The sequence below is a fragment of the Streptomyces sp. NBC_00210 genome (assembly GCF_045160975.1).
In the GTDB taxonomy this organism is placed as follows: domain Bacteria; phylum Actinomycetota; class Actinomycetes; order Streptomycetales; family Streptomycetaceae; genus Streptomyces.
In genome coordinates this window covers 4,274,359-4,295,411 of record NZ_CP108120.1, presented here as the reverse complement: position 1 = coordinate 4,295,411, position 21,053 = coordinate 4,274,359, and the positions used below count along the sequence as shown (strand labels likewise).

General features: G+C 70.3%; 22 protein-coding genes. 13 read left to right on the top strand and 9 right to left on the bottom strand.

Annotation, left to right across the window (positions count from 1 at the left end; translation table 11 throughout):
• Positions 1 to 21: 21 nt before the first annotated feature.
• Positions 22 to 693, top strand: a complete 672-nt coding sequence (locus tag OG729_RS19420) for a response regulator transcription factor (protein WP_360866969.1) — start codon at positions 22 to 24, stop codon at positions 691 to 693.
• A gap of 158 nt (positions 694 to 851) precedes the next feature.
• On the opposite strand, the gene OG729_RS19415 is transcribed toward OG729_RS19420, so the two are convergent.
• A complete protein-coding gene (locus OG729_RS19415) occupies positions 852 to 1,463 on the bottom strand; it encodes an NAD(P)H-dependent oxidoreductase (protein WP_360866966.1) in 612 nt (203 codons plus the stop codon).
• A gap of 111 nt (positions 1,464 to 1,574) precedes the next feature.
• Between OG729_RS19415 and OG729_RS19410 the strand changes: the two genes are divergently transcribed.
• The 4 genes from OG729_RS19410 to OG729_RS19395 all read left to right on the top strand — a co-directional run bounded on the left by OG729_RS19410 (position 1,575) and on the right by OG729_RS19395 (position 4,851).
• Complete coding sequence (locus OG729_RS19410; protein ID WP_360866963.1) at positions 1,575 to 1,934, top strand: helix-turn-helix domain-containing protein; 360 nt, start codon at positions 1,575 to 1,577, stop codon at positions 1,932 to 1,934.
• Between the two features lie 129 nt (positions 1,935 to 2,063).
• On the top strand, positions 2,064 to 3,575 hold the full coding sequence (locus OG729_RS19405) for a DUF2252 domain-containing protein (RefSeq protein WP_360866960.1): 1,512 nt from the start codon (positions 2,064 to 2,066) through the stop codon (positions 3,573 to 3,575).
• Between the two features lie 33 nt (positions 3,576 to 3,608).
• On the top strand, positions 3,609 to 4,442 hold the full coding sequence (locus OG729_RS19400) for a hypothetical protein (RefSeq protein ID WP_360866957.1): 834 nt from the start codon (positions 3,609 to 3,611) through the stop codon (positions 4,440 to 4,442).
• Positions 4,443 to 4,506: 64 nt separating this feature from the next.
• A complete protein-coding gene (locus tag OG729_RS19395; RefSeq protein ID WP_405807336.1) occupies positions 4,507 to 4,851 on the top strand; it encodes a rhodanese-like domain-containing protein in 345 nt (114 codons plus the stop codon).
• A gap of 22 nt (positions 4,852 to 4,873) precedes the next feature.
• On the opposite strand, the gene OG729_RS19390 is transcribed toward OG729_RS19395, so the two are convergent.
• The 6 genes from OG729_RS19390 to paaA form a co-directional block, all read right to left on the bottom strand.
• A complete protein-coding gene (locus tag OG729_RS19390) occupies positions 4,874 to 6,031 on the bottom strand; it encodes an acyl-CoA dehydrogenase family protein (RefSeq protein WP_405811193.1) in 1,158 nt (385 codons plus the stop codon).
• Positions 6,032 to 6,169: 138 nt separating this feature from the next.
• Positions 6,170 to 7,225 (bottom strand): 2Fe-2S iron-sulfur cluster-binding protein, encoded by a 1,056-nt coding sequence (locus tag OG729_RS19385; protein ID WP_405807334.1) that lies wholly within the window; start codon positions 7,223 to 7,225, stop codon positions 6,170 to 6,172.
• Entirely contained in the window at positions 7,226 to 7,738 is a 513-nt protein-coding gene (gene paaD, locus OG729_RS19380; protein ID WP_405807332.1) for a 1,2-phenylacetyl-CoA epoxidase subunit PaaD, read from the bottom strand.
• On the bottom strand, positions 7,732 to 8,448 hold the full coding sequence (gene paaC, locus OG729_RS19375) for a 1,2-phenylacetyl-CoA epoxidase subunit PaaC (protein WP_405807330.1): 717 nt from the start codon (positions 8,446 to 8,448) through the stop codon (positions 7,732 to 7,734). Before paaC ends, paaD begins: the two co-directional genes overlap by 7 nt.
• Positions 8,445 to 8,735: a 1,2-phenylacetyl-CoA epoxidase subunit PaaB gene (gene paaB / locus OG729_RS19370; RefSeq protein WP_360866943.1), complete on the bottom strand. Its 291-nt coding sequence runs from the start codon at positions 8,733 to 8,735 to the stop codon at positions 8,445 to 8,447. Before paaB ends, paaC begins: the two co-directional genes overlap by 4 nt.
• On the bottom strand, positions 8,732 to 9,718 hold the full coding sequence (gene paaA / locus OG729_RS19365; protein WP_360866940.1) for a 1,2-phenylacetyl-CoA epoxidase subunit PaaA: 987 nt from the start codon (positions 9,716 to 9,718) through the stop codon (positions 8,732 to 8,734). Before paaA ends, paaB begins: the two co-directional genes overlap by 4 nt.
• A gap of 113 nt (positions 9,719 to 9,831) precedes the next feature.
• Between paaA and OG729_RS19360 the strand changes: the two genes are divergently transcribed.
• The 3 genes from OG729_RS19360 to OG729_RS19350 are packed head-to-tail and all read left to right on the top strand — an operon-like array spanning position 9,832 to position 12,754.
• A complete protein-coding gene (locus OG729_RS19360; protein ID WP_405807328.1) occupies positions 9,832 to 10,839 on the top strand; it encodes a DUF5819 family protein in 1,008 nt (335 codons plus the stop codon).
• Positions 10,836 to 12,104 (top strand): HTTM domain-containing protein, encoded by a 1,269-nt coding sequence (locus OG729_RS19355; protein ID WP_405807326.1) that lies wholly within the window; start codon positions 10,836 to 10,838, stop codon positions 12,102 to 12,104. Before OG729_RS19360 ends, OG729_RS19355 begins: the two co-directional genes overlap by 4 nt.
• A complete protein-coding gene (locus OG729_RS19350) occupies positions 12,101 to 12,754 on the top strand; it encodes a TrmH family RNA methyltransferase (protein ID WP_405807324.1) in 654 nt (217 codons plus the stop codon). Before OG729_RS19355 ends, OG729_RS19350 begins: the two co-directional genes overlap by 4 nt.
• Before the next feature lie 67 nt (positions 12,755 to 12,821).
• On the opposite strand, the gene paaN is transcribed toward OG729_RS19350, so the two are convergent.
• Positions 12,822 to 14,483, bottom strand: a complete 1,662-nt coding sequence (gene paaN, locus OG729_RS19345) for a phenylacetic acid degradation protein PaaN (RefSeq protein ID WP_405807323.1) — start codon at positions 14,481 to 14,483, stop codon at positions 12,822 to 12,824.
• A 124-nt stretch (positions 14,484 to 14,607) separates the two neighbouring features.
• Between paaN and OG729_RS19340 the strand changes: the two genes are divergently transcribed.
• Positions 14,608 to 16,119 (top strand): 3-hydroxyacyl-CoA dehydrogenase, encoded by a 1,512-nt coding sequence (locus tag OG729_RS19340; RefSeq protein WP_405807321.1) that lies wholly within the window; start codon positions 14,608 to 14,610, stop codon positions 16,117 to 16,119.
• Complete coding sequence (locus tag OG729_RS19335) at positions 16,116 to 16,709, top strand: TetR/AcrR family transcriptional regulator (RefSeq protein ID WP_360866923.1); 594 nt, start codon at positions 16,116 to 16,118, stop codon at positions 16,707 to 16,709. Before OG729_RS19340 ends, OG729_RS19335 begins: the two co-directional genes overlap by 4 nt.
• A gap of 38 nt (positions 16,710 to 16,747) precedes the next feature.
• Here OG729_RS19335 and OG729_RS19330 read toward each other — a convergent pair whose 3' ends face one another.
• The gene (locus OG729_RS19330; RefSeq protein WP_405811191.1) at positions 16,748 to 17,290 is read right to left on the bottom strand and encodes an Lrp/AsnC family transcriptional regulator; all 543 of its coding nucleotides are present in this window, start codon (positions 17,288 to 17,290) and stop codon (positions 16,748 to 16,750) included.
• Between the two features lie 204 nt (positions 17,291 to 17,494).
• Here OG729_RS19330 and pdhA point away from each other — a divergent pair, with 204 nt between their 5' ends.
• Genes pdhA through OG729_RS19315 form a run of 3 tightly spaced genes read left to right on the top strand, consistent with a single transcriptional unit; the run spans position 17,495 to position 21,011 of the window.
• Positions 17,495 to 18,634, top strand: a complete 1,140-nt coding sequence (pdhA, locus tag OG729_RS19325; protein WP_405807319.1) for a pyruvate dehydrogenase (acetyl-transferring) E1 component subunit alpha — start codon at positions 17,495 to 17,497, stop codon at positions 18,632 to 18,634.
• Positions 18,631 to 19,635 (top strand): alpha-ketoacid dehydrogenase subunit beta, encoded by a 1,005-nt coding sequence (locus OG729_RS19320; RefSeq protein WP_360866918.1) that lies wholly within the window; start codon positions 18,631 to 18,633, stop codon positions 19,633 to 19,635. The genes pdhA and OG729_RS19320 overlap by 4 nt, the downstream gene beginning before the upstream one ends.
• Positions 19,635 to 21,011 (top strand): dihydrolipoamide acetyltransferase family protein, encoded by a 1,377-nt coding sequence (locus tag OG729_RS19315; RefSeq protein ID WP_405807317.1) that lies wholly within the window; start codon positions 19,635 to 19,637, stop codon positions 21,009 to 21,011. The genes OG729_RS19320 and OG729_RS19315 overlap by 1 nt, the downstream gene beginning before the upstream one ends.
• Positions 21,012 to 21,053 lie beyond the last annotated feature (42 nt).

Genomic DNA, 21,053 nt, shown 5'->3' with positions numbered 1-21,053 from the left:
TCGGTAGTTGTGGGGGTGCATGTGACGGGGTCGCCGATCCGGGTTGTCATCGCTGATGACGAGCCGCTCATCAGGGCCGGGATACGGATGATCCTCACCTCGGACCGGGGGATCGAGGTCGCGGCGGAGGCGGCGAACGGGCGTGAGGCGGTCGATCTGGCCCGTTCACACAGCGCCGATGTGGTGCTCCTCGACATTCAGATGCCGGTGATGGACGGGCTCACGGCGCTGGGGGAGCTGCGCAGGGCCGTACCGTCGGCGCGGGTGATCGTGCTGACGACCTTCGGCGAGCGGGAGAACGTACTGCGGGCGCTGGAGCAGGGCGGCGCGGGCTTTCTGCTGAAGGACACCGCGCCGGCGGAGCTGATCGGTGCGGTACGGGCGGCGGCCGCGGGGGATGCGTACCTCTCCCCCGGAGCGACGCGGCATGTGGTCGACCAGCTGGCCTCGGGGCGGGCGGCCGCGCGCGGCGAGGAAGCGCGGGCGCGAGTGGCCGGGCTGAGTGCGCGCGAGCGCGAGGTGCTGGCGCTGCTCGGGGAGGGGCTGTCCAATGCGGATGCGGGACACCGGCTGCACATGAGCGAGGCCACGGTGAAGACGTATGTGAGCCGGATCCTGGCGAAGCTGGAGTGTGAGAACCGGGTTCAGGCGGCGCTCCTGGCGCGGGACGCGGGGCTGGATGCCGGGTGGTGAGGGGGCGTTGAGGGCTGATCGGTGGGCGGGGCTGTCGGCCGGCGGGTGCTGCGGGGCTGGTTCGGTCGACGTTTCACGTGGAACATCCGCGTAGCCGGTTCCATGTGATCACCCGCGGAGGGTGCTGCCTCCGCGGGCGTTCGCAGGTTCGGGGGTCGTCAGGCGGCGAGGCGGGCGGCCAGTGCCTTGCCCTTCTCGGCAGCTTCGTCCAGCGCCTTCGTGCGGGACGCGTCGGCGAGCGGGATCAGCTCCGCCATCTCCGGCTTGGAACGGGCCAGCGTCAGCTCGGGGACGATGAATTCGACCTCGGCGCCGAGCATGCCGATGAACACCTTCTCCAGATAGTTCTGGACGAACTCGAAGTCCTCGCGCGGGGTACCGGGGGCGTACGAGCCACCGCGGCTGGCAACGACCGTGACAGGCGTGCCGGCCACCGGCCCGTCGGGACCCGCGTTGTGGCCGACGACGATCACCTGGTCCAGCCATGCCTTGAGCGTGGACGGGATCGTGAAGTTGTACATCGGCGCACCGATCAGAACGGCGTCAGCCGCTTCGAGCTCGGCGGCCAGCTCGGCGCGCAGGGCGTCCTCGATCCCGGCGGAGACGGCGGCGAAGTCCAGGTGGGGCAGCGGCGTGGCGGCGAGATCCCGGTAGATGACGGTGCCGTCGGGGTGCTGCTCCTGCCAGGCCTTGACGAAGGCGGCCGTGATGTCACGAGAGGCCGAGCCCTGAGGGAAGACGGCGGAGTCGAGATGCAGCAGCGTGGCCATGAGGTTCTCCATGGGGGTGGCGAGGAGGAACTAAAATTCCGTATGGACCTATGAATAGCATAGTCACTTATTTTTTGTAAGTCCATGGAGGAGACGCAGTACCCTGGAGCCATGGCGGAACCCGCGGAACACAGCGAACAAGCGTGCAAGAGCGTCGACGGGGGCATCACGCGTGTCTTCGAGCTGTTCGGCAAGCGCTGGACGGGGCCGATCGTCTTCGTACTGCTGCAGCGGGCGGTGCACTTCGCGGAACTGCGGCGAGCCATCCCAGGCATCAGCGAGCGCATGCTCTCGGACCGGCTGACCGAGCTTGCGGCGGCGGGGCTGGTCGTGCGGGAGGTCGACGAGGGGCCGCCGCTGCGGGTCGCGTACCGGCTGACCGAGGCGGGCGCGGCGATGGAGCCCGCGCTCAAGGAGCTGAGGGTGTGGGCCGACAGGTACCTGGCCAAGGGTGGATCGGGCACCTGCTAGCGCGGGGATCTCCGCAGTACGTCGAGTTGCACAGGGTTATCCACAGGGGGAGACGACTGTTGGGCGGCAGCGGTACGGTCGTTGGCAGTTGATGTTGAGGTTGTACGACGACGGGGGAGGCAGCGCGTCATGGGCGAGGCTCAGACGGTGGCGCCGGTGCAGCAGGCGGAGTTCGACGGCGCGGGGGCGCGCTCGGACGAGGGCTCAGCTTCCGGGAGTGGTGTGCGCATTCCAGTAGTGCCGGGCTTCGCGCGGCGCAAGGGCCAGGGGGCGGACGGCGCTGCGGGTGGGGCGCGATCGCCGAAGCAGCAGGGGAAGGCGCTGCGGGACCGGGTGCCGCGGTCCTCTCACGACTCGCTGGTGCTGGCAGTGGCGCGGCCCGACGCGGTACAGGCTGTCGAGGAGTCGAGCCGGGGCCGGGTGCCCGAGCTGACGCCGATACGGGTGGGCAGGATGGCCGCCTCGCCCTTCGCCTTTCTGCGCGGCTCGGCCGCTCTGATGGCTCACGACCTGGTGGGCACCCCGGTCACCGGGGTGAGCGCGCAGATCTGCGGTGACGCGCACGCGGCGAACTTCGGTCTCTACGGCGATGCGCGCGGCCGCCTCGTCATCGACCTCAACGACTTCGACGAGACCGTTGTCGGCCCGTGGGAGTGGGATCTCAAGCGGCTCGCGGTCTCGCTGGTACTGGCGGGGCGCGTGGTGGGCGCGGACGAAACCGTCTGCCGGGCGGCCGCGTTCGACGCCGTGGGCGCGTACCGGCGCACCATGCGTCTGCTGGCGAGGATGCCTGCGCTGGACGCATGGAACGCCATCGCCGACGAGGAACTCGTGTCCCACGCGGACGCGCGCGATCTGCTCGGCACGCTGGAGCGGGTGTCGGAAAAGGCCCGTAACAACACGAGTGCGCGATTCGCCGCCAAGGCGACGGAGGCGGTGTCCGACAGCGGCGAAGAGGGACGGCGCTTCGTGGATGCGCCGCCGGTGCTGCGGCGGGTGCCTGATGCGGAGGCGGCGGCTGTTGCCGCGTCGCTCGAGGAGTATCTGCGCACGGTGTCGGAGGACCGGCTGCCCCTGCTCGCGCGGTACGCGATCCACGATGTGGCGTTCCGGGTGGTCGGCACCGGGAGCGTCGGCACCCGGTCGTATGTGGTGCTGCTGCTCGACCACCGTGGAGATCCGCTGGTGCTGCAGGTGAAGGAGGCGCGTCCCTCGGCGTTGCTGCCCTATCTGCCGGCGGCCGGGTTTCCGACAGCGGAGGTGGCGCACGAAGGCCGTCGGGTGGTGCTCGGGCAGAAGCGGATGCAGGTGGTCAGCGACATCCTGCTCGGCTGGACGACGGTCGACGGACGGCCGTTCCAGGTGCGGCAGTTCAGGAACCGCAAGGGCAGCGTGGACCCGGCGGCGCTTACACCCGACCAGCTCGACGACTACGGACGGATGACCGGCGCGCTGCTCGCCCGGGCGCATGCGCACAGCGCCGACCCGCGGCTGATCGCCGGGTACTGCGGCAAGAACGAGGAGCTGGACGAGGCGATGGCCGGCTTCGCTGTGATCTACGCGGACCGCACGGAAGCGGATCACACGGAGCTGCTGATGGCGATCAAGAACGGGCGGATAGCCGCTGAGCTGGGGGTGTGACGGGGTGCTCCGCCGCGCCCGTAGGCTGGACGGGTGACCCAGGATGCACCCGGGGGGCCGACGACCCGGAACCAGGAAGACCAGGACGCGCAGACCCGGCCCGAGGCCCGGCTGGAGAAGGCGGTGCGCGCGGCCGAGCAGGCGCTGATCGAGTTCGAGATCGCGCTGGAGACGTTCCGGGTGGAGGTGGAGAACTTCTCCCGGCTGCATCACCAGAAGCTCGGCCCGATGTATGCGCGCCTCGACGAGCTGGACGCCCAGATCGCGGAGGCCCGGGCTGCCCGTACCGGCGATCCGGAGGATCTGCGGAAGGCCCAGGAGGCGCGGGCGATGGTGATGCCGATGCCCGGCGTCGAGGAGCTGTTTCACGACTGGATGGACTCCGACGGCCTCTCCCCCGAGGCCGCCGCGATGCTCAACGACCAGCCCGTGCGGGCGCCGAAGCGGGTGCGGCCGAGCGAGGAGGCACGCAAGCTCTACCGCGAGCTGGCGCGCAAGGCGCATCCGGACCTGGCGCAGGACGAGACGGAGCGGGAACGGCGCGGCGAGTTCATCGCGCGGGTGAACGCCGCGTACGGGCTCGGCGACACGGGCCTGCTCCGGGAGCTGGCCGAGGAGTGGGAGGCCGGGCCGGTCCCCGCCGAGCAGCGGCTCAGCGAGAGCGAAGAGCTCTACGCCCGGCTGGAGTGGCTCTCGCAGCGCAAGGAGCTGCTCACGGCCGTGGCCAAGGAGCTGGAGGAGAGCGCGATCGGTGCGATGCTGCGGATGGCGCCCGAGGACCCGGACCGGCTGCTGGAGGAGATCGCCGAGCAGCTGCTTGCGCAGGTAGCCGAGCGTGAGAATGAACTGGCCGGACTGGTGCAGTAGTTTTCCCGAGGCTTCCCGGGAAGCCTCGGAACCCTGCGGCGCAAGTACGAGAAAGGTATGACCCATGAATTTCGCCCCGCTGCCCTCGGTGGCCCCCGCGGCGGTACCGTCCGACGGTCTGGTGCTGGACGTCCGGGAGGACGACGAGTGGGCGGCCGGGCATGTCGAGGGCGCTCTGCACGTCCCGATGAGTGACTTCGTGGCCCGTTTCGGTGAGGTGACCGAGGCGCTGGCCGACGGAGGCCGGGCGTATGTGATGTGCCGGGTCGGCGGGCGGTCCGCGCAGGTCACCCAGTATCTGGTGCAGCAGGGCATCGACGCCGTGAACATCGAAGGCGGCATGCTCGCCTGGGACGGCGCCGGCCGCCCCATGGTCACCGACAGCGGCACCCCGGCGTTCGTCCTCTGAGGCTCTGCCGCCGCACTCCGGATCAGCCGAGGGGGTGGGCGGCCAGCAGGTCGCCCAGTGCCTCCTCGTGGGCCGCGGCCGGGCCGAGCGAGAGCTCCAGCTGTTTGGCCCAGGCGTGATAGCGGTGCAGTGGGTAGTCGGTGTCCGCGCCGAAGCCGCCGTGCAGATGCTGGGCGGTCTGGACTACGCGGCGTACGCCCTCCGAGGCCCAGATCTTGGCCACCGCGACATCGCCGGACACCGGCAGCGGGCCGCCGACCCCCGCACTCCCCCGAGCCGGGCCCAGCCGCCAGGCCGCCTGCCAGAGGGTCGCTTCCATGGCACGTAGATCGATATAGCGGTCGGCGGCCTGCACCGCGACGGCCTGGAAGGTCGCGACCGGGAAGCCGAACTGCTCTCGTTTCCCGGTGTATTCACTGGTCATCGCGAGCACGCCCTCGCCGAGCCCGAGCGCCAGCGCGCAGGTTCCGGTGGCCAGGAGCTGGCGGAGCCACTCCCAGGCACCCTCGGCGTCGATCAGGTCCTGGCCGGCCATCCGTACGGAATCCAGGCCGACCTCGGCGAAACGCTCGCCACTGGTGGAGACCTGCTCGGCGAGCGCGACGCCGTCATGGTCCCGCGGGACCAGGGCGAGGACCCCGCGGCCGTCATCGGTGTGCGCCGGCACAGCGATGCGGTCCGCGCACTGGGCCCAGGGCACGCCCGTCTGCACCCCGTCGAGCACCCAGCCGTCCTTGCGTTCGGCGTCCCGGCGCGCGGTGACGGCGAGTTCGGCGGGATCGTGGCCGGTGCGGCCGTTGGCTCCGACGGTGAGCACCAGTTCACCGCGGCCGACCCGGGGGAGGATCTCGTGGCTCAACCCGCCACTGCCGTAACGCTCCACGGCCATGGCGACCGCGCTGGTCTCCAGCAGCGGCACCCGCGCCAGCACCTTCGCTGACTCGCGCAGCACCAGACAGAGCGCGATGGGGTCGAGGCCTGCCCCGCCGTGCTGCGGGGACAGGACCAGACTCAGCAGATCGGCCTGCGCCAACCTGGCCCACAGCGGCCGGTCGAACTCATCGGCCACCGCGCCCGGAGTGAGAGCCGGGCTCGGCACTCCATCGGGCGCGACGCCCGAGAAGACTGCCCTTGCCGCTTCGACGGCCGCCTGCTGCTCCTCGGTGAAGGTGAAGTCCACTGCCTGTCCTCCCACGCACCGGCGCATCCTGAAGCGCTGCTCGAATCCATATCCGATCCGTATCTGACGGACCGTCAAGATAGAACACGTTCTTGAAAAAGAACACAGTGCGGGCGGGACGGAGCCCATTCGGGGAGGTCAGCGGTCGAAGTCCAACTCCACTTCGGGGGTGGCCGGATGGGACTGGCAGGCCAGCACATAGCCCGCCTCGGTCTCTTCCTGTTCCAGCGCGAAGTTGCGGTCCATACGCACCTCGCCCGAGACCAGGAATGCCCTGCACGTGCCGCAGACTCCGCCCTTGCAGGCGTACGGCGCGTCCGCGCGGCTTCGCAGCACGGTCTCCAGCAGCGACTCACCTTCCCGCACCGGCCACTTGCCGGACCGGCCGTCGAGGGTCGCGGTCAGTTCAGCGCGAGCAGGCGTGCTCACCGGAGCCGAGCTGGTCCCCGAACCGTCGTCGACGTGGAAGATCTCCTCGTGGATACGGCTGCGGTCCACAGCGAGCCCGCGCAGCGCGCGCTCGGCGCCCTGGACCAGGCCGAAGGGTCCGCACAGGAACCAGCCGTCCACGTCCGCCACCGGAAGCAGGGCGGGCAGCAGGCCGGTCAGCCGCTCCTGGTCCAGCCGCCCGGACGGCAGTCCCGACTGCTGTTCCTCCCGCGAGAGCACGGTGACCAGCTGAAAACGGTCCGGGTAGCGGTCCTTGAGGTCGGCAACCTCGTCCAGGAACATCGTCGAGGCCGCGGTGCGGTCGCTGCGTATCAGACAGAACCGGGCCTCCGGCTCCCGAGCCAGCAGCGTCGCCGCCATCGACAGCACCGGGGTGATGCCGCTGCCGCCGACGATCGCCGCGAAGTACCCGGGGCGCGGGGCGAGCAGGAAGCGGCCCATCGGAGGCATCACCTCGACGGTGTCGCCGACGGTCAGTTCTTTGAGCGCGTACGTCGAGAACTCGCCGCCGTCGACCAGCCGGATGCCCACGCGCAGCACGGGATCAGCGTTGCCCAGGGCGGCCGGGGCGCAGATCGAGTACGTACGGCGGATTTCCGTGCCGTCCACCAGACGGCGCAGGGCCAGGTGCTGACCGGGGGTGTGGCGGAAGGTCTCGCGCAGCTCGGACGGCACCTGGAGGGTGACGGCCACCGAGTCGTCCGTGAGCTGTTCGACCTCGCTGACCCGGAGCGGATGGAACATCTACAACTCCTTGAAGTGGTCGAAAGGTTCACGGCAGCTGACGCAGCGGCGCAGTGCCTTGCAGGCGGTGGAGGAGAACCGGCTCAGCAGCTCGGTGTCGGTGGAGCCGCAGTGCGGGCAGCGCACCGAGAGGGAGAGCGGCACCGGCCCCTCCGCCGCGTGCTGCCGCGGCGGGGCTATCCCGAACTCGGAGAGCTTGCGTCGCCCTTCAGCGCTGATGTCGTCCGTCGACCAGGCCGGGGAGAGAACCTTGACGACCGAGACGTCCGGTATCCCGTGATCGTGCAGCACTTGCTCGATGTCCGAGGTCATGGCCTCGATCGCCGGGCAGCCGGTGTACGTCGGGGTCAGCTCCACCTCGACCCTGCCGGGCCCGAGTATCTGCACACCGCGAAGCACGCCGAGCTCTTCGAGCGTCAGCACCGGCAGCTCGGGGTCGGGCACCGAGCCGGCGAGCCTGCGCAGCTCCGCCTCGAGTCGTGTCTCGGTCCCATCAGTCACGTCGGTCACCATGACGCCCCCGGGTGGCTGCGGTGCAGATGCTGCATCTCGGCCAGCATCCGCCCGAAGGACTCGGTGTGCAGGCCCTGCCGTCCCGCGCCGGCGGCCCAACCGCCGGAGCGCGGTCCGGCGGGCACGGTCAGCGTCGAGCGCTCCAGTACGGCGGTGACGGACTCGAGCCAGCCGGACTGCAGCGCCTGCCAGTCGACGTCCAGCCCTTCGACCGGCTCGAACATCTCGCCGGTGAATCGCCACAGCGCGTCGCACGCCCGCTGCATCCGCTCATGGCTCTCGGCCGTGCCGTCGCCGAGCCGCTCGGTCCAGTGCTCGGCGTGGTCCTGGTGGTACGCGACCTCCTTGACGGCCTTCGCTGCGAGCCCGGCGAACTCACCGCCGCCGGCCGCCAACTGCCCGTACAGCAGCCGCTGGTAGAGCGAGAAATAGAGCTGGCGGGCGATGGTGTGCGCGAAGTCGCCGTTCGGCTGCTCGACCAGCTGGAGATTGCGGAAGGCCCGCTCCTCGCGAAGGTACGCCAGCTCGTCCTCGTCCCCCACGAGGGAGAGCAGCACCCGCGCCTGGCCCAGCAGGTCCAGTGCGATATTCGCGAGGGCGACGTCCTCCTCCAGGACGGGCGCATGGCCCGCCCACTCCCCCAGCCGGTGCGAGAGCACCAGCGCGTCGTCGCCGAGGGCGAGTGCCGCGGCGTTCGCCGTGGTGGTCACAGGTGCTTCACCCCTTCCGGGATCTCGTAGAAGGTCGGGTGCCGGTAGGGCTTGTCCGCAGCCGGCTCGAAGAACGGGTCCTTCTCGTCGGGCGACGACGCGGTGATCTCCGTTGAGGGCACCACCCAGATCGACACGCCCTCGTTCCGCCGGGTGTACAGATCGCGGGCGTTGCGCAGGGCCATCTCCGCGTCGGGGGCGTGCAGGCTCCCCGCGTGGGTGTGGGACAGCCCGCGGCGTGAGCGCACGAAGACCTCCCACAGCGGCCAGTCGGTCGAGCTGCTCATGCTGTCGCCTCCCCGGGCTTCGCGTGCTGCGGCGTCTGATGCGTCGCGTGTGTTTGATGCTTTGCGGCGTATGCCGCGGCCGCATCCCGGACCCAGGCGCCCTCTTCGTGGGCCCGGCGGCGCTGCGTGAGCCGCTGTTCGTTGCAGGGGCCGTTGCCCTTGAGGACCTCCTGGAACTCGGCCCAGTCGATCGCACCGAAGTCGTGGTGGCCCCGCTCCTCGTTCCACCGGATATCGGGGTCCGGGAGGGTGAGGCCAAGGGCCTCGGCCTGCGGGACGCAGATGTCCACGAAGCGCTGGCGCAGTTCGTCGTTGGAGTGCCGCTTGATCTTCCAGGCCATGGACTGCGCCGAGTGGGCCGACTCGTCGTCCGGCGGGCCGAACATCATCAGCGACGGCCACCACCAGCGGTTCACCGCGTCCTGCGCCATCTCGTGCTGCGCGGGAGTCCCGCGGGAGAGGGTGAGCAGCAGCTCATAACCCTGGCGCTGGTGGAAGGACTCCTCCTTGCAGATCCGGACCATCGCGCGGGCATAGGGGCCGTACGAGCAGCGGCAGAGCGGCACCTGGTTGGTGATCGCCGCGCCGTCCACCAGCCAGCCGATCGCGCCGACGTCGGCCCAGGTCAGCGTGGGGTAGTTGAAGATCGAGGAGTACCGCTGGCGGCCGGCGTGGAGCTTGTCGAGCAGTTCCTCACGGCTTGTGCCCAGGGTCTCGGCGGCGCTGTACAGATACAGCCCGTGGCCCGCCTCGTCCTGGACCTTGGCCATCAGGATCGCCTTGCGGCGCAGGGAGGGCGCCCGGGTGATCCAGTTCGCCTCGGGCTGCATGCCGATGATTTCGGAATGGGCGTGCTGCGCCATCTGGCGGACGAGCGTCGCCCTGTACGCGTCAGGCATCCAGTCGCGCGGCTCGATGCGCTCGTCGGCGGCCACAGCGGCGTCGAAAACCGCCTCGTACGTATCCGCAGTCACTGCCGTCATCCGGGCTCCCTACCGACCGATCGTTCGGTTCACTGGCTTCAATGGTGAGTCGACGGCCCGTAGGGTGTCAACCCTGTGGATAACTGAGGTGGACCGATGGGGATCGGGGCGGGATGGACTCCTACGAGGACGAGGACGTCAAAGGCGCCAGGAGGCTGAGCTCCGAGCCGCCGCCCGACGACGCCCCCGAGCCGCCTCCAGCAGTCCAGGGCGGGGTCCGGCCCTCAGCCCGGACGGAGCCCGTCCCCGCGTCCCGGACCGAGCCTCAGCCGGGTGTTCTACCGGCCTCGCCGGGCCCGAGCGTTCCGTACGCCCAGGGGTCGGCCGGGGGCACGCAGGCAGCGTGCGGCCCGCAGGCCCCGATCGCCCCGCCGGCGCCGGCCACGCAGGCGCCGAGCGGCACGTTCGCGCCGGGCACGCATGCTCCGCCCGCGTCGCCCCCCGACGTCCCCGTTCCCCTGCGCGGCATCGCCGCCCTCTCCCTCCCCTACCAGGTGGCCGCCGCTCTCTCCCTCGCTCTCGTCGGCGTATTCGCCTGTGTCCACCTGGCAATGGTGTTTCTGCACGTGGCGCCGTCCAACACGGTGACCAAGGAGCACGGCGAGGCGGTCGACGGCTGGGTCTATCCCGAGTTCGAGCAGAACTGGAAGCTCTTCGCCCCCAACCCGCTGCAGCAGAACGTCGCCGTGGAGGTGAAGGCCGAGTACGCGGCCGCCGACGGCAGCCACAAGAACACCGACTGGATCGATCTCACCGCCGAGGACGGCGAGGCGATCCGCGGAAATCTTCTGCCGAGCCATGTGGAACAGAACGAGCTCCGCCGCGCCTGGGACTTCTACGTGAACTCGCACGACAACGAAAACCGAGGGAACGGCCTGCGCGGCCAGCTTTCCGAGAGCTATGTGCGCCGCATCGTGATGCAGCGGCTGGACGCGCACGATCTTGGCGGCCCCGTTGAGCGCATCCGGCTCAGGTCCTCCACCCGCTCGGTCAAGGCTCCTGAGTGGAGCGACGAGAAGATCGACACCCGCGCCTCTTATCGGGTCCTGCCCTGGTGGACGGTCACCGCAGCGGATCTGCCCGGGGGAGTCCGCAACGACCGGACGGAGGCCGGGCAGTGAACGCCACTCCCGACCGCAGGGTCGCCCGGGCCGTCCAGCGCGTCACGGCCACCGCCCTCGGCCCCTACCAGAGCGCCATCGTCCGGATCGGCTTCGCCGCCACCTGGCTGCTTTTCCTGCTGCGGGAGCTGCCCAACCGCCATGAAATGTATGGGCCCCACGGCCCATGGAGCTGGGACATGGCGCGCCAGCTCATTTCGGGCAATGACGCCTTCACCGCGCTCATGTGGGTGGACAACACCGTCTGGTTCGAGATCGTCTACGCCGTCGCCATACTGTCCAGCGCGTTGCTGATGCTCGGCTGGCGGACCCGCACCATGTCGGCGCTCTTCATGATCGGCGTGCTGTCTCTGCAGAATCGCTCGATATTCATGGGCGACGGCGGCGACAACGTCATCCACCTGATGGCGATCTATCTGGTCCTGACGCGCTGCGGGCAGGTCTGGTCCCTGGACGCAAGGCGGCTCGCACGGGCTGTGCCAAGCGGGCCGGCGGCTCCCGGCGGGCCGGTAGTTCCCGGCGGGCCGGTAGTTCCCGTGGGTTCGGTAGTTCCTGCGAGGCCGGCCGGTCCGCCTCGCGACCGGGTCGGCCCCACCCTCTGGGCGGTGCTGGGATTCGCTCTGTTCAGTGCGACATTCCTGAACCAGACCGGCTGGCTCGTACTGCTCCTGCTCTGGGCGCTCTGGGTGGCACAGGCGCTGTGGTGGATGGTGAACCGGTACGCCCCGCACAGCGAGCCCCGCGCTCTGCTGGACATACTCGCCAACCTGGCGCACAACGCGGCGCTCCTCGTGATCATGGCCGAGGTCTGTCTGATCTACGCCACCGCCGGCTGGTACAAGATCCAGGGCTCGCGCTGGCAGGACGGCACGGCGCTCTACTACCCGCTCAAGCTCGACTACTTCACGCCCTGGCCGGCGCTCTCCGACCTCCTCGCATCCGGCGGCGTGATGGTGATGATCCTTACCTACGGCACGGTGATCGTGCAGGTCGCCTTCCCGTTCACGCTCTTCAACCGGCGCGTCAAGAACGTCCTGCTGGGCGCCATGATGCTGGAGCACGCGGCCATCGCGGTGCTGCTCGGGCTGCCCTTCTTCTCGCTCGCGATGATCGCCGCGGACGCGGTGTTCCTGCCGACCGCCTTTCTGGTCTGGCTCGGCGGTCGGGTGGCCCGGGGGCGGGAGCGGCTGTTCTCACGCGCGGACGCTGCCGGGCCGGAGCAGCGGCGGGGGACCCCGGACCAGCCCCGTACGCTCGTCGGGTGAGCACCACCGAAGAACCGATTCAGTACGACGATGCCTTCAGCCCCGAGGTCGGCGTCGGGCCGCATCCGCTGCCGTGGCCTCAGGACGCGCGGTACGACCCCCAGCTGCTGGCCGATGGCGACCGGCGCAATGTTGTCGACCCCTACCGGTACTGGACGCGCGAGGCGATCGTCGCCGACCTCGATACACGACGGCACGGTTTTCATGTGGCCGTGGAGAACTGGGGTCACGACTTCAACATCGGATCTGTAGTGCGTACCGCCAACGCCTTCCTGGCGCAGGAGATCCACATCGTCGGCCGGCGGCGCTGGAACCGGCGCGGCGCCATGGTCACCGACCGGTACCAGCATGTGCGCCACCACTCGGACACGGCCTCGCTGACCGCGTGGGCGGCGGCCGAGGATCTGCCGATCATCGGGATCGACAATCTGCCGGGCGCGGTGCCGCTGGAGCGGACCGAGCTGCCGCGGCGGTGCGTGCTGCTCTTCGGGCAGGAGGGGCCCGGGCTGACGGAGGAGGCGCGCAAGCACGCGACGATGGTGTGCTCGATCGCCCAGTTCGGCTCGACCCGCTCGATCAACGCGGGCGCCGCGGCGGCGATCGCGATGCATGCCTGGGTTCAGCGGTACGCGGAGATCCCGGCCCCGTAGGGGGTTCGCGCTGTGCCGCGGGCCGTGACCCCGGAGGGCATCCTCCTGGATCACGGCCCGTCGGATCTCAGGCCTGGCGGCGGACCTCCACCACGCGGAAGCGGTTCGAGACGAACGCCCCGTCGCACAGGGCCGCGTTCGCCGCGGGGTTGCCGCCCGAGCCGTGGAAGTCGGAGAACGCCGCCGTCTGGTTGACGTACACCCCGCCCGTCAGATTCAGGGAGAGCTGCGCCGACTCGTCCAGGCAGACGTCCTCGATCGCGCGCTCCGTCGCCTCGGACGTGGTGTACGCGCCCACCGTCATCGCGCCCTTGTCGCGGACGGTGCGCCGCAGCAGCTCCACCGCGTCCGCCGTCGAGTCGACCGCGACCGCGAAGGAGACCGGGCCGAAGCACTCCGACATGTAGACCGCTTCGGCGTCCGGCTTGGCGCCGTCGAGCTTGACGATCACTGGCGTACGGACGACGGCGTCCGGGAATTCCGGGTTGGCGATCTTCCGAGAGGGCAGGGCCACCTCGCCCAGTTCTGCCGCCGCGTCCAGGCGGGACTTGACGTCCGGGTTGACCAGCGCGCCCAGCAGGGCGTTCGCCCGCGCGTCGTCGCCGAGCAGGCCGCCCACCGAGGCCGCGAGGTCGGTGACCACGTCGTCGTACGACTTGGGTCCGGCGTCCGTCGAGATGCCGTCCCTCGGGATGAGGAAGTTCTGCGGGGTGGTGCACATCTGGCCGCTGTACAGGGACAGCGAGAAGGCCAGGTTGGACAGCATCCCCTTGTAGTTGTCGGTGGAGTCGACGACGACGGTGTTGACTCCGGCCTTCTCGGTGTAGACCTGCGCCTGGCGGGCGTTGGCCTCCAGCCAGTCACCGAAGGCGGTGGACCCCGTGTAGTCGATGATCTTGATCTCGGGCCGCACCGCGAGGGTCTTGGCGATCCCCTCGCCCGGCCGCTCGACGGCCAGCGCGACCAGGTTCGGATCGAAGCCGGCCTCGGACAGCACCTCGCGGGCCACGCGCACCGTGAGTGCAAGCGGCAGCACCGCGCGGGGGTGCGGCTTGACCAGCACCGGGTTGCCCGTGGCCAGGGAGGCGAACAGCCCCGGGTAGCCGTTCCACGTGGGGAAGGTGTTGCAGCCGATCAGCAGGGAGATGCCGCGGCCCGCGGTGGTGAAAGTCTTCCGCAGCTCCAGCGGGTCGCGCTTGCCCTGCGGCTTGGACCAGTCGGCGGCCTCGGGGGTGCGGGTCTGCTCCTGGTAGGCGTACGCGACGGCCTCGAGGCCGCGGTCCTGGGCGTGCGGGCCGCCTGCCTGGAACGCCATCATGAACGCCTGCCCGCTGGTGTGCATCACCGCGTGCGCGAACTCATGGGTGCGGGCGCTGATCCGCGAAAGGATCTCCAGACAGACCAGGGCGCGGGTCTCGGGCCCCGTCTCGCGCCAGGCGGTCATGCCCGCCCGCATGGCGGGCAGCAGGACGTCGATGTCCGGGTGGGGGTACTCGATGCCCAGCTCCGGGCCGTACGGCGAGACTTCGCCACCTGTCCAGCCGTCCGTGCCCGGCTGGTCCAGCTCGAAGCGGGTGTTGCGCAGGGCATCGAACGCCGCGAGTCCGTCGGCCGGCGCGCTCTCGCCGTATGCCTTGGGGTGCTCGGGGTGCGGGGACCAGTAGGCGCGGGTGCGGATGGCTTCGAGGGCCTGGTCGAGCGTGGGCCGGTGGGTCTCGGTCAGCTGCATGGAAGGACCAACTCCTCGTCGAGCTGGGCAGGGAAGGATTGACAGAGTTAGAGTAACCGAACGATCGGTCGGTACAAGGGGGCCTGTCAAACCTGTGGACAACTCATCGGGGAGGATCGCTTCCATGACCGCCATCGATCAGAGCCGTACCGTCGCCGTGGTCGGCACCGGCACCATGGGGCAGGGCATCGCCCAGGTCGCCCTTGCCGCAGGCCATCGGGTACGGCTCTACGACGCCGTCCCCGGACGGGCCGGCGAGGCCGCGAAGACCATCGGCGCACGCCTCGACCGGCTGGTCGAGAAGGGCCGCATGGACGCCGCCGAACGGGACGCCGCACGTGCGCGCCTGCACCCGGCCGCGGAACTGGCCGAGCTGGCCGACGCCGCGCTCGTCGTCGAGGCGGTACTCGAGCAACTGAAGATCAAACAGGAGCTGTTCACGGCGCTGGAGGAGCTCGTTGCCGACGACTGCCTGCTCGCCACCAACACCTCCTCCCTCTCCGTCACGGCCATCGCGGGCGCGCTCAAGCACCCCGGGCGCTTCGTCGGACTGCACTTCTTCAATCCGGCGCCCCTGCTCCCCCTTGTCGAGGTCGTCAGCGGCTTCGCCACGGACGAGGCGTCGGCCACGCGCGCGTGGGCGACGGCAGCGGCCTGGGGCAAGACCCCGGTGCGCTGCGCCGACCTGCCCGGTTTCATCGTCAACCGCATAGCCAGGCCCTTCTACGCGGAGGCCTTCGCCGTCTACGAGGAGCGGGGCGCCGACCCCGCCACGATCGACGCGGTGCTGCGCGAGTCGGGCGGCTTCCAGATGGGCCCCTTCGAGCTCACCGACCTGATCGGCCAGGACGTCAACGAGGCCGTCACCCGCTCCGTGTGGGAGTCCTTCTTCCAGAACGAGAAGTTCGCTCCTTCGCTGCCGCAGCGGCGGCTCGTCGAGGCGGGCCTGCTGGGCCGTAAGTCGGGCCGTGGCTGGTACGACTACGCAGAAGGTGCCGTCCGCCCTGAGCCGCACACCGCGGCGCCCGCCGACGCCCCGGAGTACGTCATCGCCGAGGGCGACCTGGGCGCCGCCGCCGAGCTGCTCGACCTGATCCGCGAGTCCGGCATCACGGTGCGCAAGGGCGAGGACACCGGTACCCGGCTGGTGCTGCCCAGTGGCGGCCAGCTGGGGCTCGCGGACGGCCAGATGTCCGGAGAGTTCCGCGACGTCGTCTTCTTCGACCTGGCGCTGGACTACCGGGCCGCCACCCGGATCGCCCTCTCTGCCTCCCCAGGCACCCCGGAACGCACCGTTTTGGAGGCCACCGGCCTGTTCCAGGCGCTGGGCAAGAAGGTCAGCGTCATCCGAGACGTACCCGGCATGATCGTCGCCCGTACCGTCGCGATGCTGGTGGATGCCGCGGCCGACGCCCTCGCCAAGGGGGTCGCAACCGAGGACGACATCGACACGGCGATGAGGCGCGGCGTCAACTACCCGCTGGGGCCCATCGAATGGAGCCGCAGGCTCCCCCAGGGCTGGGCCTACGAGCTGCTTCAAGAGCTGGACCTGCGCTTTCCGGGTGGGCGCTACGCACCCTCGGTCGCCCTCTTCCAGCACTCGCTCGCCGGTGACGCGGAAGGAGCGGACGAATGACCACCGCCAAGCGCGACACGTACACCCCGGAGACACTGCTGACCGTCGCAGTCCGGATCTTCAACGAGCGCGGTTACGACGGCACGTCCATGGAGCATCTCTCGCAGGCGGCCGGCATCTCCAAGTCCTCGATCTACCACCATGTGGCGGGCAAGGAGGAACTGCTGCGCCGGGCCGTCAGCCGGGCGCTGGACGCGCTTTTCGCGATCCTCGACGAGCCGGGAGCCCTCCGGGGGCGTGCCATCGAGCAGGTCGAGTACGTCACCCGGCGCACCGTCGAGGTGCTGATGGCCGAGCTGCCCTACGTGACGCTGCTGCTGCGCGTACGCGGCAACACCAAGACCGAGCGCTGGGCCATGGAGCGGCGGCGTGAGTTCGACCAGCGGGTGGCCGATCTGCTGAAGGCGGCCGCGGCGGACGGCGATCTCCGCACGGACGTGGACATCCGGCTGGCGACCAGGCTGCTCTTCGGCATGGTGAACTCGCTCGTCGAGTGGTACCGGCCGCATCCGGGCAGCGGCTACGACGGCGACCAGGTCGCCGAGGCGGTCGTCAGACTCGCCTTCGACGGGCTGCGTACCGACTCGTAGGCGCCCGGCAGGCCTCCCGCTCATGGGGAGGCTCTCGGCTAGAGCGGCTCGGCGTCCGGAGCCGGTGCCGGGCCGAGAGCCGTACCCGGACTCGGGGCCGGCCCGGGGTCGAGGTCCGTCTCCTCGAAGACCAGCAGCGTACGCGTGGACAGCACCTCCGGGATCGACTGGAGCCTGGTCAGGACCAGCTCGCGCAGCGTGCGGTTGTCCGAGGTGTGCACCAGCAGCAGGACGTCGAAGTCTCCGCTGACCAGTGCGATGTGGGCGGCACCCGGCAGTGCCTGGAGCTGTTCGCGCACGGTTCGCCAGGAGTTCTGCACGATCTTCAGCGTGATGTAGGCGGAAGCGCCCTGGCCTGCCCGCTCGTGGTTCACGCGGGCGCTGAAACCGCGGATCACTCCGTCGTCGATGAGCCGGTTGATCCGGGCGTACGCATTGGCGCGGGAGACATGGACGCGCTCGGCCACGGATCGTATCGAGGCGCGACCGTCCGTCTGGAGGATCCGCAGGATGTCCCGGTCGATGGAGTCGAGCGGGCGCGGCGGAGGCGTCTGCTCCGCCCGGTCCCCGCCCTCGGCCATTTGTTCAGCTGCCATATCCCCCCGCTTCCTTAGCATGGACGACCTGTCTCTATATCAGGCTGTGGAGAACCGTTTGTCCACAGGCTGAAGGTGCCTGTAGCCAAAATGCGTCCACGACCGAACAATCGGTAGGGGAGGCGGGCCACACTCGTGCCGCTTCGTCGTCGCCCCCACGAGGAGGTGCTCGCGTTGAGAAAGAGCAGCATGACGGTTCAAGAGCTGCCCGGTGCCACGGCTGCCTACCGGCCCACCCCGCCCCCGGCGTGGAAGCCCCGCACCGACCCCGCACCGCTGCTCCCGGACCCGGAGCCGTACCGCGTGCTCGGCACGGACGCCGCAGCCGGCGCCGACCCCGAGCTGCTGCTGCGGCTGTACGCGGAGCTGGTGCGCGGCCGCAGGTACAACGCCCAGGCGACCGCGCTGACCAAGCAGGGCCGGCTCGCCGTCTACCCGTCGAGCACCGGCCAGGAGGCGTGCGAGGTGGCGGCTGCGCTGGCGCTGGAGGAGCGGGACTGGCTCTTCCCCAGCTACCGCGACACTCTCGCGGCCGTGGCCCGCGGCCTCGACCCGGTGCAGGCGCTGACCCTGCTGCGCGGCGACTGGCACACCGGCTACGACCCTCATGAGCACCGCATAGCGCCCCTGTGCACCCCGCTCGCCACCCAGCTGCCGCATGCCGTCGGGCTGGCCCACGCCGCCAGGCTCAAGGGTGACGACGTCGTCGCGCTCGCCCTTGTCGGCGACGGCGGCACCAGCGAGGGCGACTTCCACGAGGCGCTGAACTTCGCCGCGGTCTGGCAGGCCCCGGTCGTCTTCCTCGTCCAGAACAACGGCTTTGCGATCTCCGTGCCGCTGGCCAAGCAGACGGCGGCACCCTCGCTCGCCCACAAGGCCGTGGGGTACGGAATGCCCGGCCGGCTCGTCGACGGGAACGACGCGGCCGCGGTCCACGAGGTGCTCAGCGATGCACTGGCGCGAGCCAGGCGCGGCGGTGGCCCGACGCTGATCGAGGCCGTGACGTACCGCATCGACGCGCATACGAACGCCGATGACGCGACCCGCTACCGGGGCGAGAGCGAGGTCGAGGCCTGGCGTGCGCACGATCCGATCCGGCTGCTGGAGCGGGAGTTGACGGAGCGAGGTCTGCTCGACGAGGACGGCATAAGGGCGGCGGCCGACGCCTCCGAGACGATGGCCGCGGATCTGCGCGAGCGGATGAACGCCGACCCGGTGCTGGACCCGATGGATCTGTTCGCGCATGTCTACGCCGAGCAGACCAGTCAGCTGCGGGAGCAGGCGGCGCAGCTGCAGGCCGAGCTCGACGCTGAGGGAGAGGCACGATGACCACGGCCGCGGTGAAGCCCGCCTCGATGGCGCAGGCCCTGCAGCGCGCGATGCGCGATGCGATGGCCGAGGACCCGGCCGTCCATGTGCTGGGGGAGGACGTCGGCACGCTCGGCGGGGTCTTCCGGGTGACGGACGGGCTCGCCAAGGAATTCGGCGAGGACCGCTGTACGGACACGCCACTCGCCGAGGCGGGCATCCTCGGCACGGCCGTCGGCATGGCGATGTACGGGCTGCGGCCGGTCGTCGAGATGCAGTTCGACGCCTTCGCCTATCCGGCGTTCGAGCAGCTGATCAGCCATGTGGCGCGGATGCGGAACCGCACCAGGGGCGGCATGGCGCTGCCGATCACCGTCCGGGTGCCGTACGGCGGCGGGATCGGCGGGGTCGAGCACCACAGCGACTCGTCCGAGGCGTACTACATGGCGACTCCGGGGCTCCATGTCGTCACGCCCGCGACGGTCGAAGACGCCTACGGGCTGCTGCGGGCCGCGATCGCCTCCGACGACCCGGTCGTCTTCCTGGAGCCGAAGCGTCTGTACTGGTCGAAGGCGGCGTGGTCGCCGGACGCCCCGACCGAGGTCGAGCCGATGGGCCGGGCCGTGGTGCGGCGGCAGGGGCGGAGCGCCACGCTGATCACCTACGGGCCTTCCGTGCCGGTCTGCATGGAGGCGGCGGAGGCCGCCGCGGCCGAGGGCTGGGATCTTGAAGTCGTCGATCTGCGCTCGCTGGTGCCCTTCGACGACGAAACGGTCTGTGCGTCCGTCCGGCGTACGGGACGGGCGGTCGTCGTCCACGAGTCCACCGGCTTCGGTGGCCCTGGCGGGGAGATCGCCGCGCGGGTGACGGAGCGCTGCTTCCACCACCTGGAGGCACCGGTGCTGCGCGTGGCCGGTTTTGACATTCCGTATCCGCCGCCGATGCTGGAGCGGCACCATCTGCCGGGAGTGGACCGGGTGCTGGACGCGGTCGCACGGCTGCAGTGGGAGGCGGCGAGCTGATGGCTCAGGTGCTCGAATTCAAGCTCCCGGACCTCGGGGAGGGGCTCACCGAGGCGGAGATCGTGCGCTGGCTGGTGGCAGTGGGCGATGTCGTTGCGATCGACCAGCCGGTCGTCGAGGTCGAGACGGCCAAGGCGATGGTGGAGGTGCCGTGCCCGTACGGGGGCGTGGTGACTGCGCGTTTCGGCGAAGAGGGCACGGAACTGCCCGTCGGCGCACCGCTGTTGACGGTTGCGGTGGGGGCGGTGGATTCCCTCGGATCCGCGGCTGCCGCCGAATCCTCCGCTGTCACCGAAGCCTCGGCCGGGGCGAGCGAGTCGTCCGGCAATGTGCTGGTCGGCTATGGGACGGGGGCGCCGGCGGCTCGTCGTCGCCGGATCCGGCCCGCCGCCTCCGCTCCGGCTGTGCCAGTCGTCACTCCTGCCCCCGCGCCGGCTGCGGAGCCGGAGCGCCGGGTGGTTCGCGCCGTGGCGGTCGAGGATGTGGCGCAGAGCGGCCCCGTGCCCGTCATATCGCCGCTCGTTCGCCGGCTCGCCCGCGAGCACGGCCTCGATCTGCGTCAGTTGACCGGATCCGGACCCGACGGCCTGATCCTGCGAGCCGACGTCGAGCACGCGATGCGGGCAGCCGAGACAAAGGCCGCTCCCGAGCCCGCGCCCGCCGCAGCGCCTGCCTCCGCGGCGGCGCGCGGTGAGCGGATACCGCTGCGCGGCGTGCGCGGAGCCGTGGCCGACAAGCTCTCCCGTAGCCGGCGTGAGATACCGGACGCCACCTGCTGGGTCGATGCGGACGCAACAGAGCTGATGGCCGCGCGGGCCTCGATGAACGCCGCGGGCGGGCCGAAGATCTCGCTCCTGGCACTGCTGGCCCGGATCTGTACGGCCGCGCTCGCCCGCCACCCGGAGCTCAACTCCACGGTGGACATGGACGCCAGGGAGATCGTGCGCCTCGCCGAGGTGCATCTCGGCTTCGCCGCGCAGACCGAGCGAGGACTGGTCGTCCCTGTGGTGCGGGATGCGCATCTGCGCTCGGCCGAGTCGCTGAGCGCGGAGGTCGGGCGGCTCACGGAGGCGGCCAGGCAGGGGACGCTGACTCCGGCGGATCTGACGGGCGGGACGTTCACCCTGAACAACTACGGGGTGTTCGGTGTCGACGGCTCCACGCCGATCATCAACCACCCCGAGGCTGCGATGCTCGGGGTCGGCCGGATCGTGCCGAAGCCGTGGGTGCACGAGGGCGAACTGGCCGTACGCAAGGTCGTCCAGCTCTCGCTCACCTTCGACCACCGGGTCTGTGACGGCGGCACTGCGGGCGGTTTCCTGCGCTATGTCGCCGACTGTGTGGAGCACCCATCGGTGCTGCTGCGCAGCCTGTAGGTCCATACAGCGAGACGGACCCGGCAGAGATCCAATCGGGGC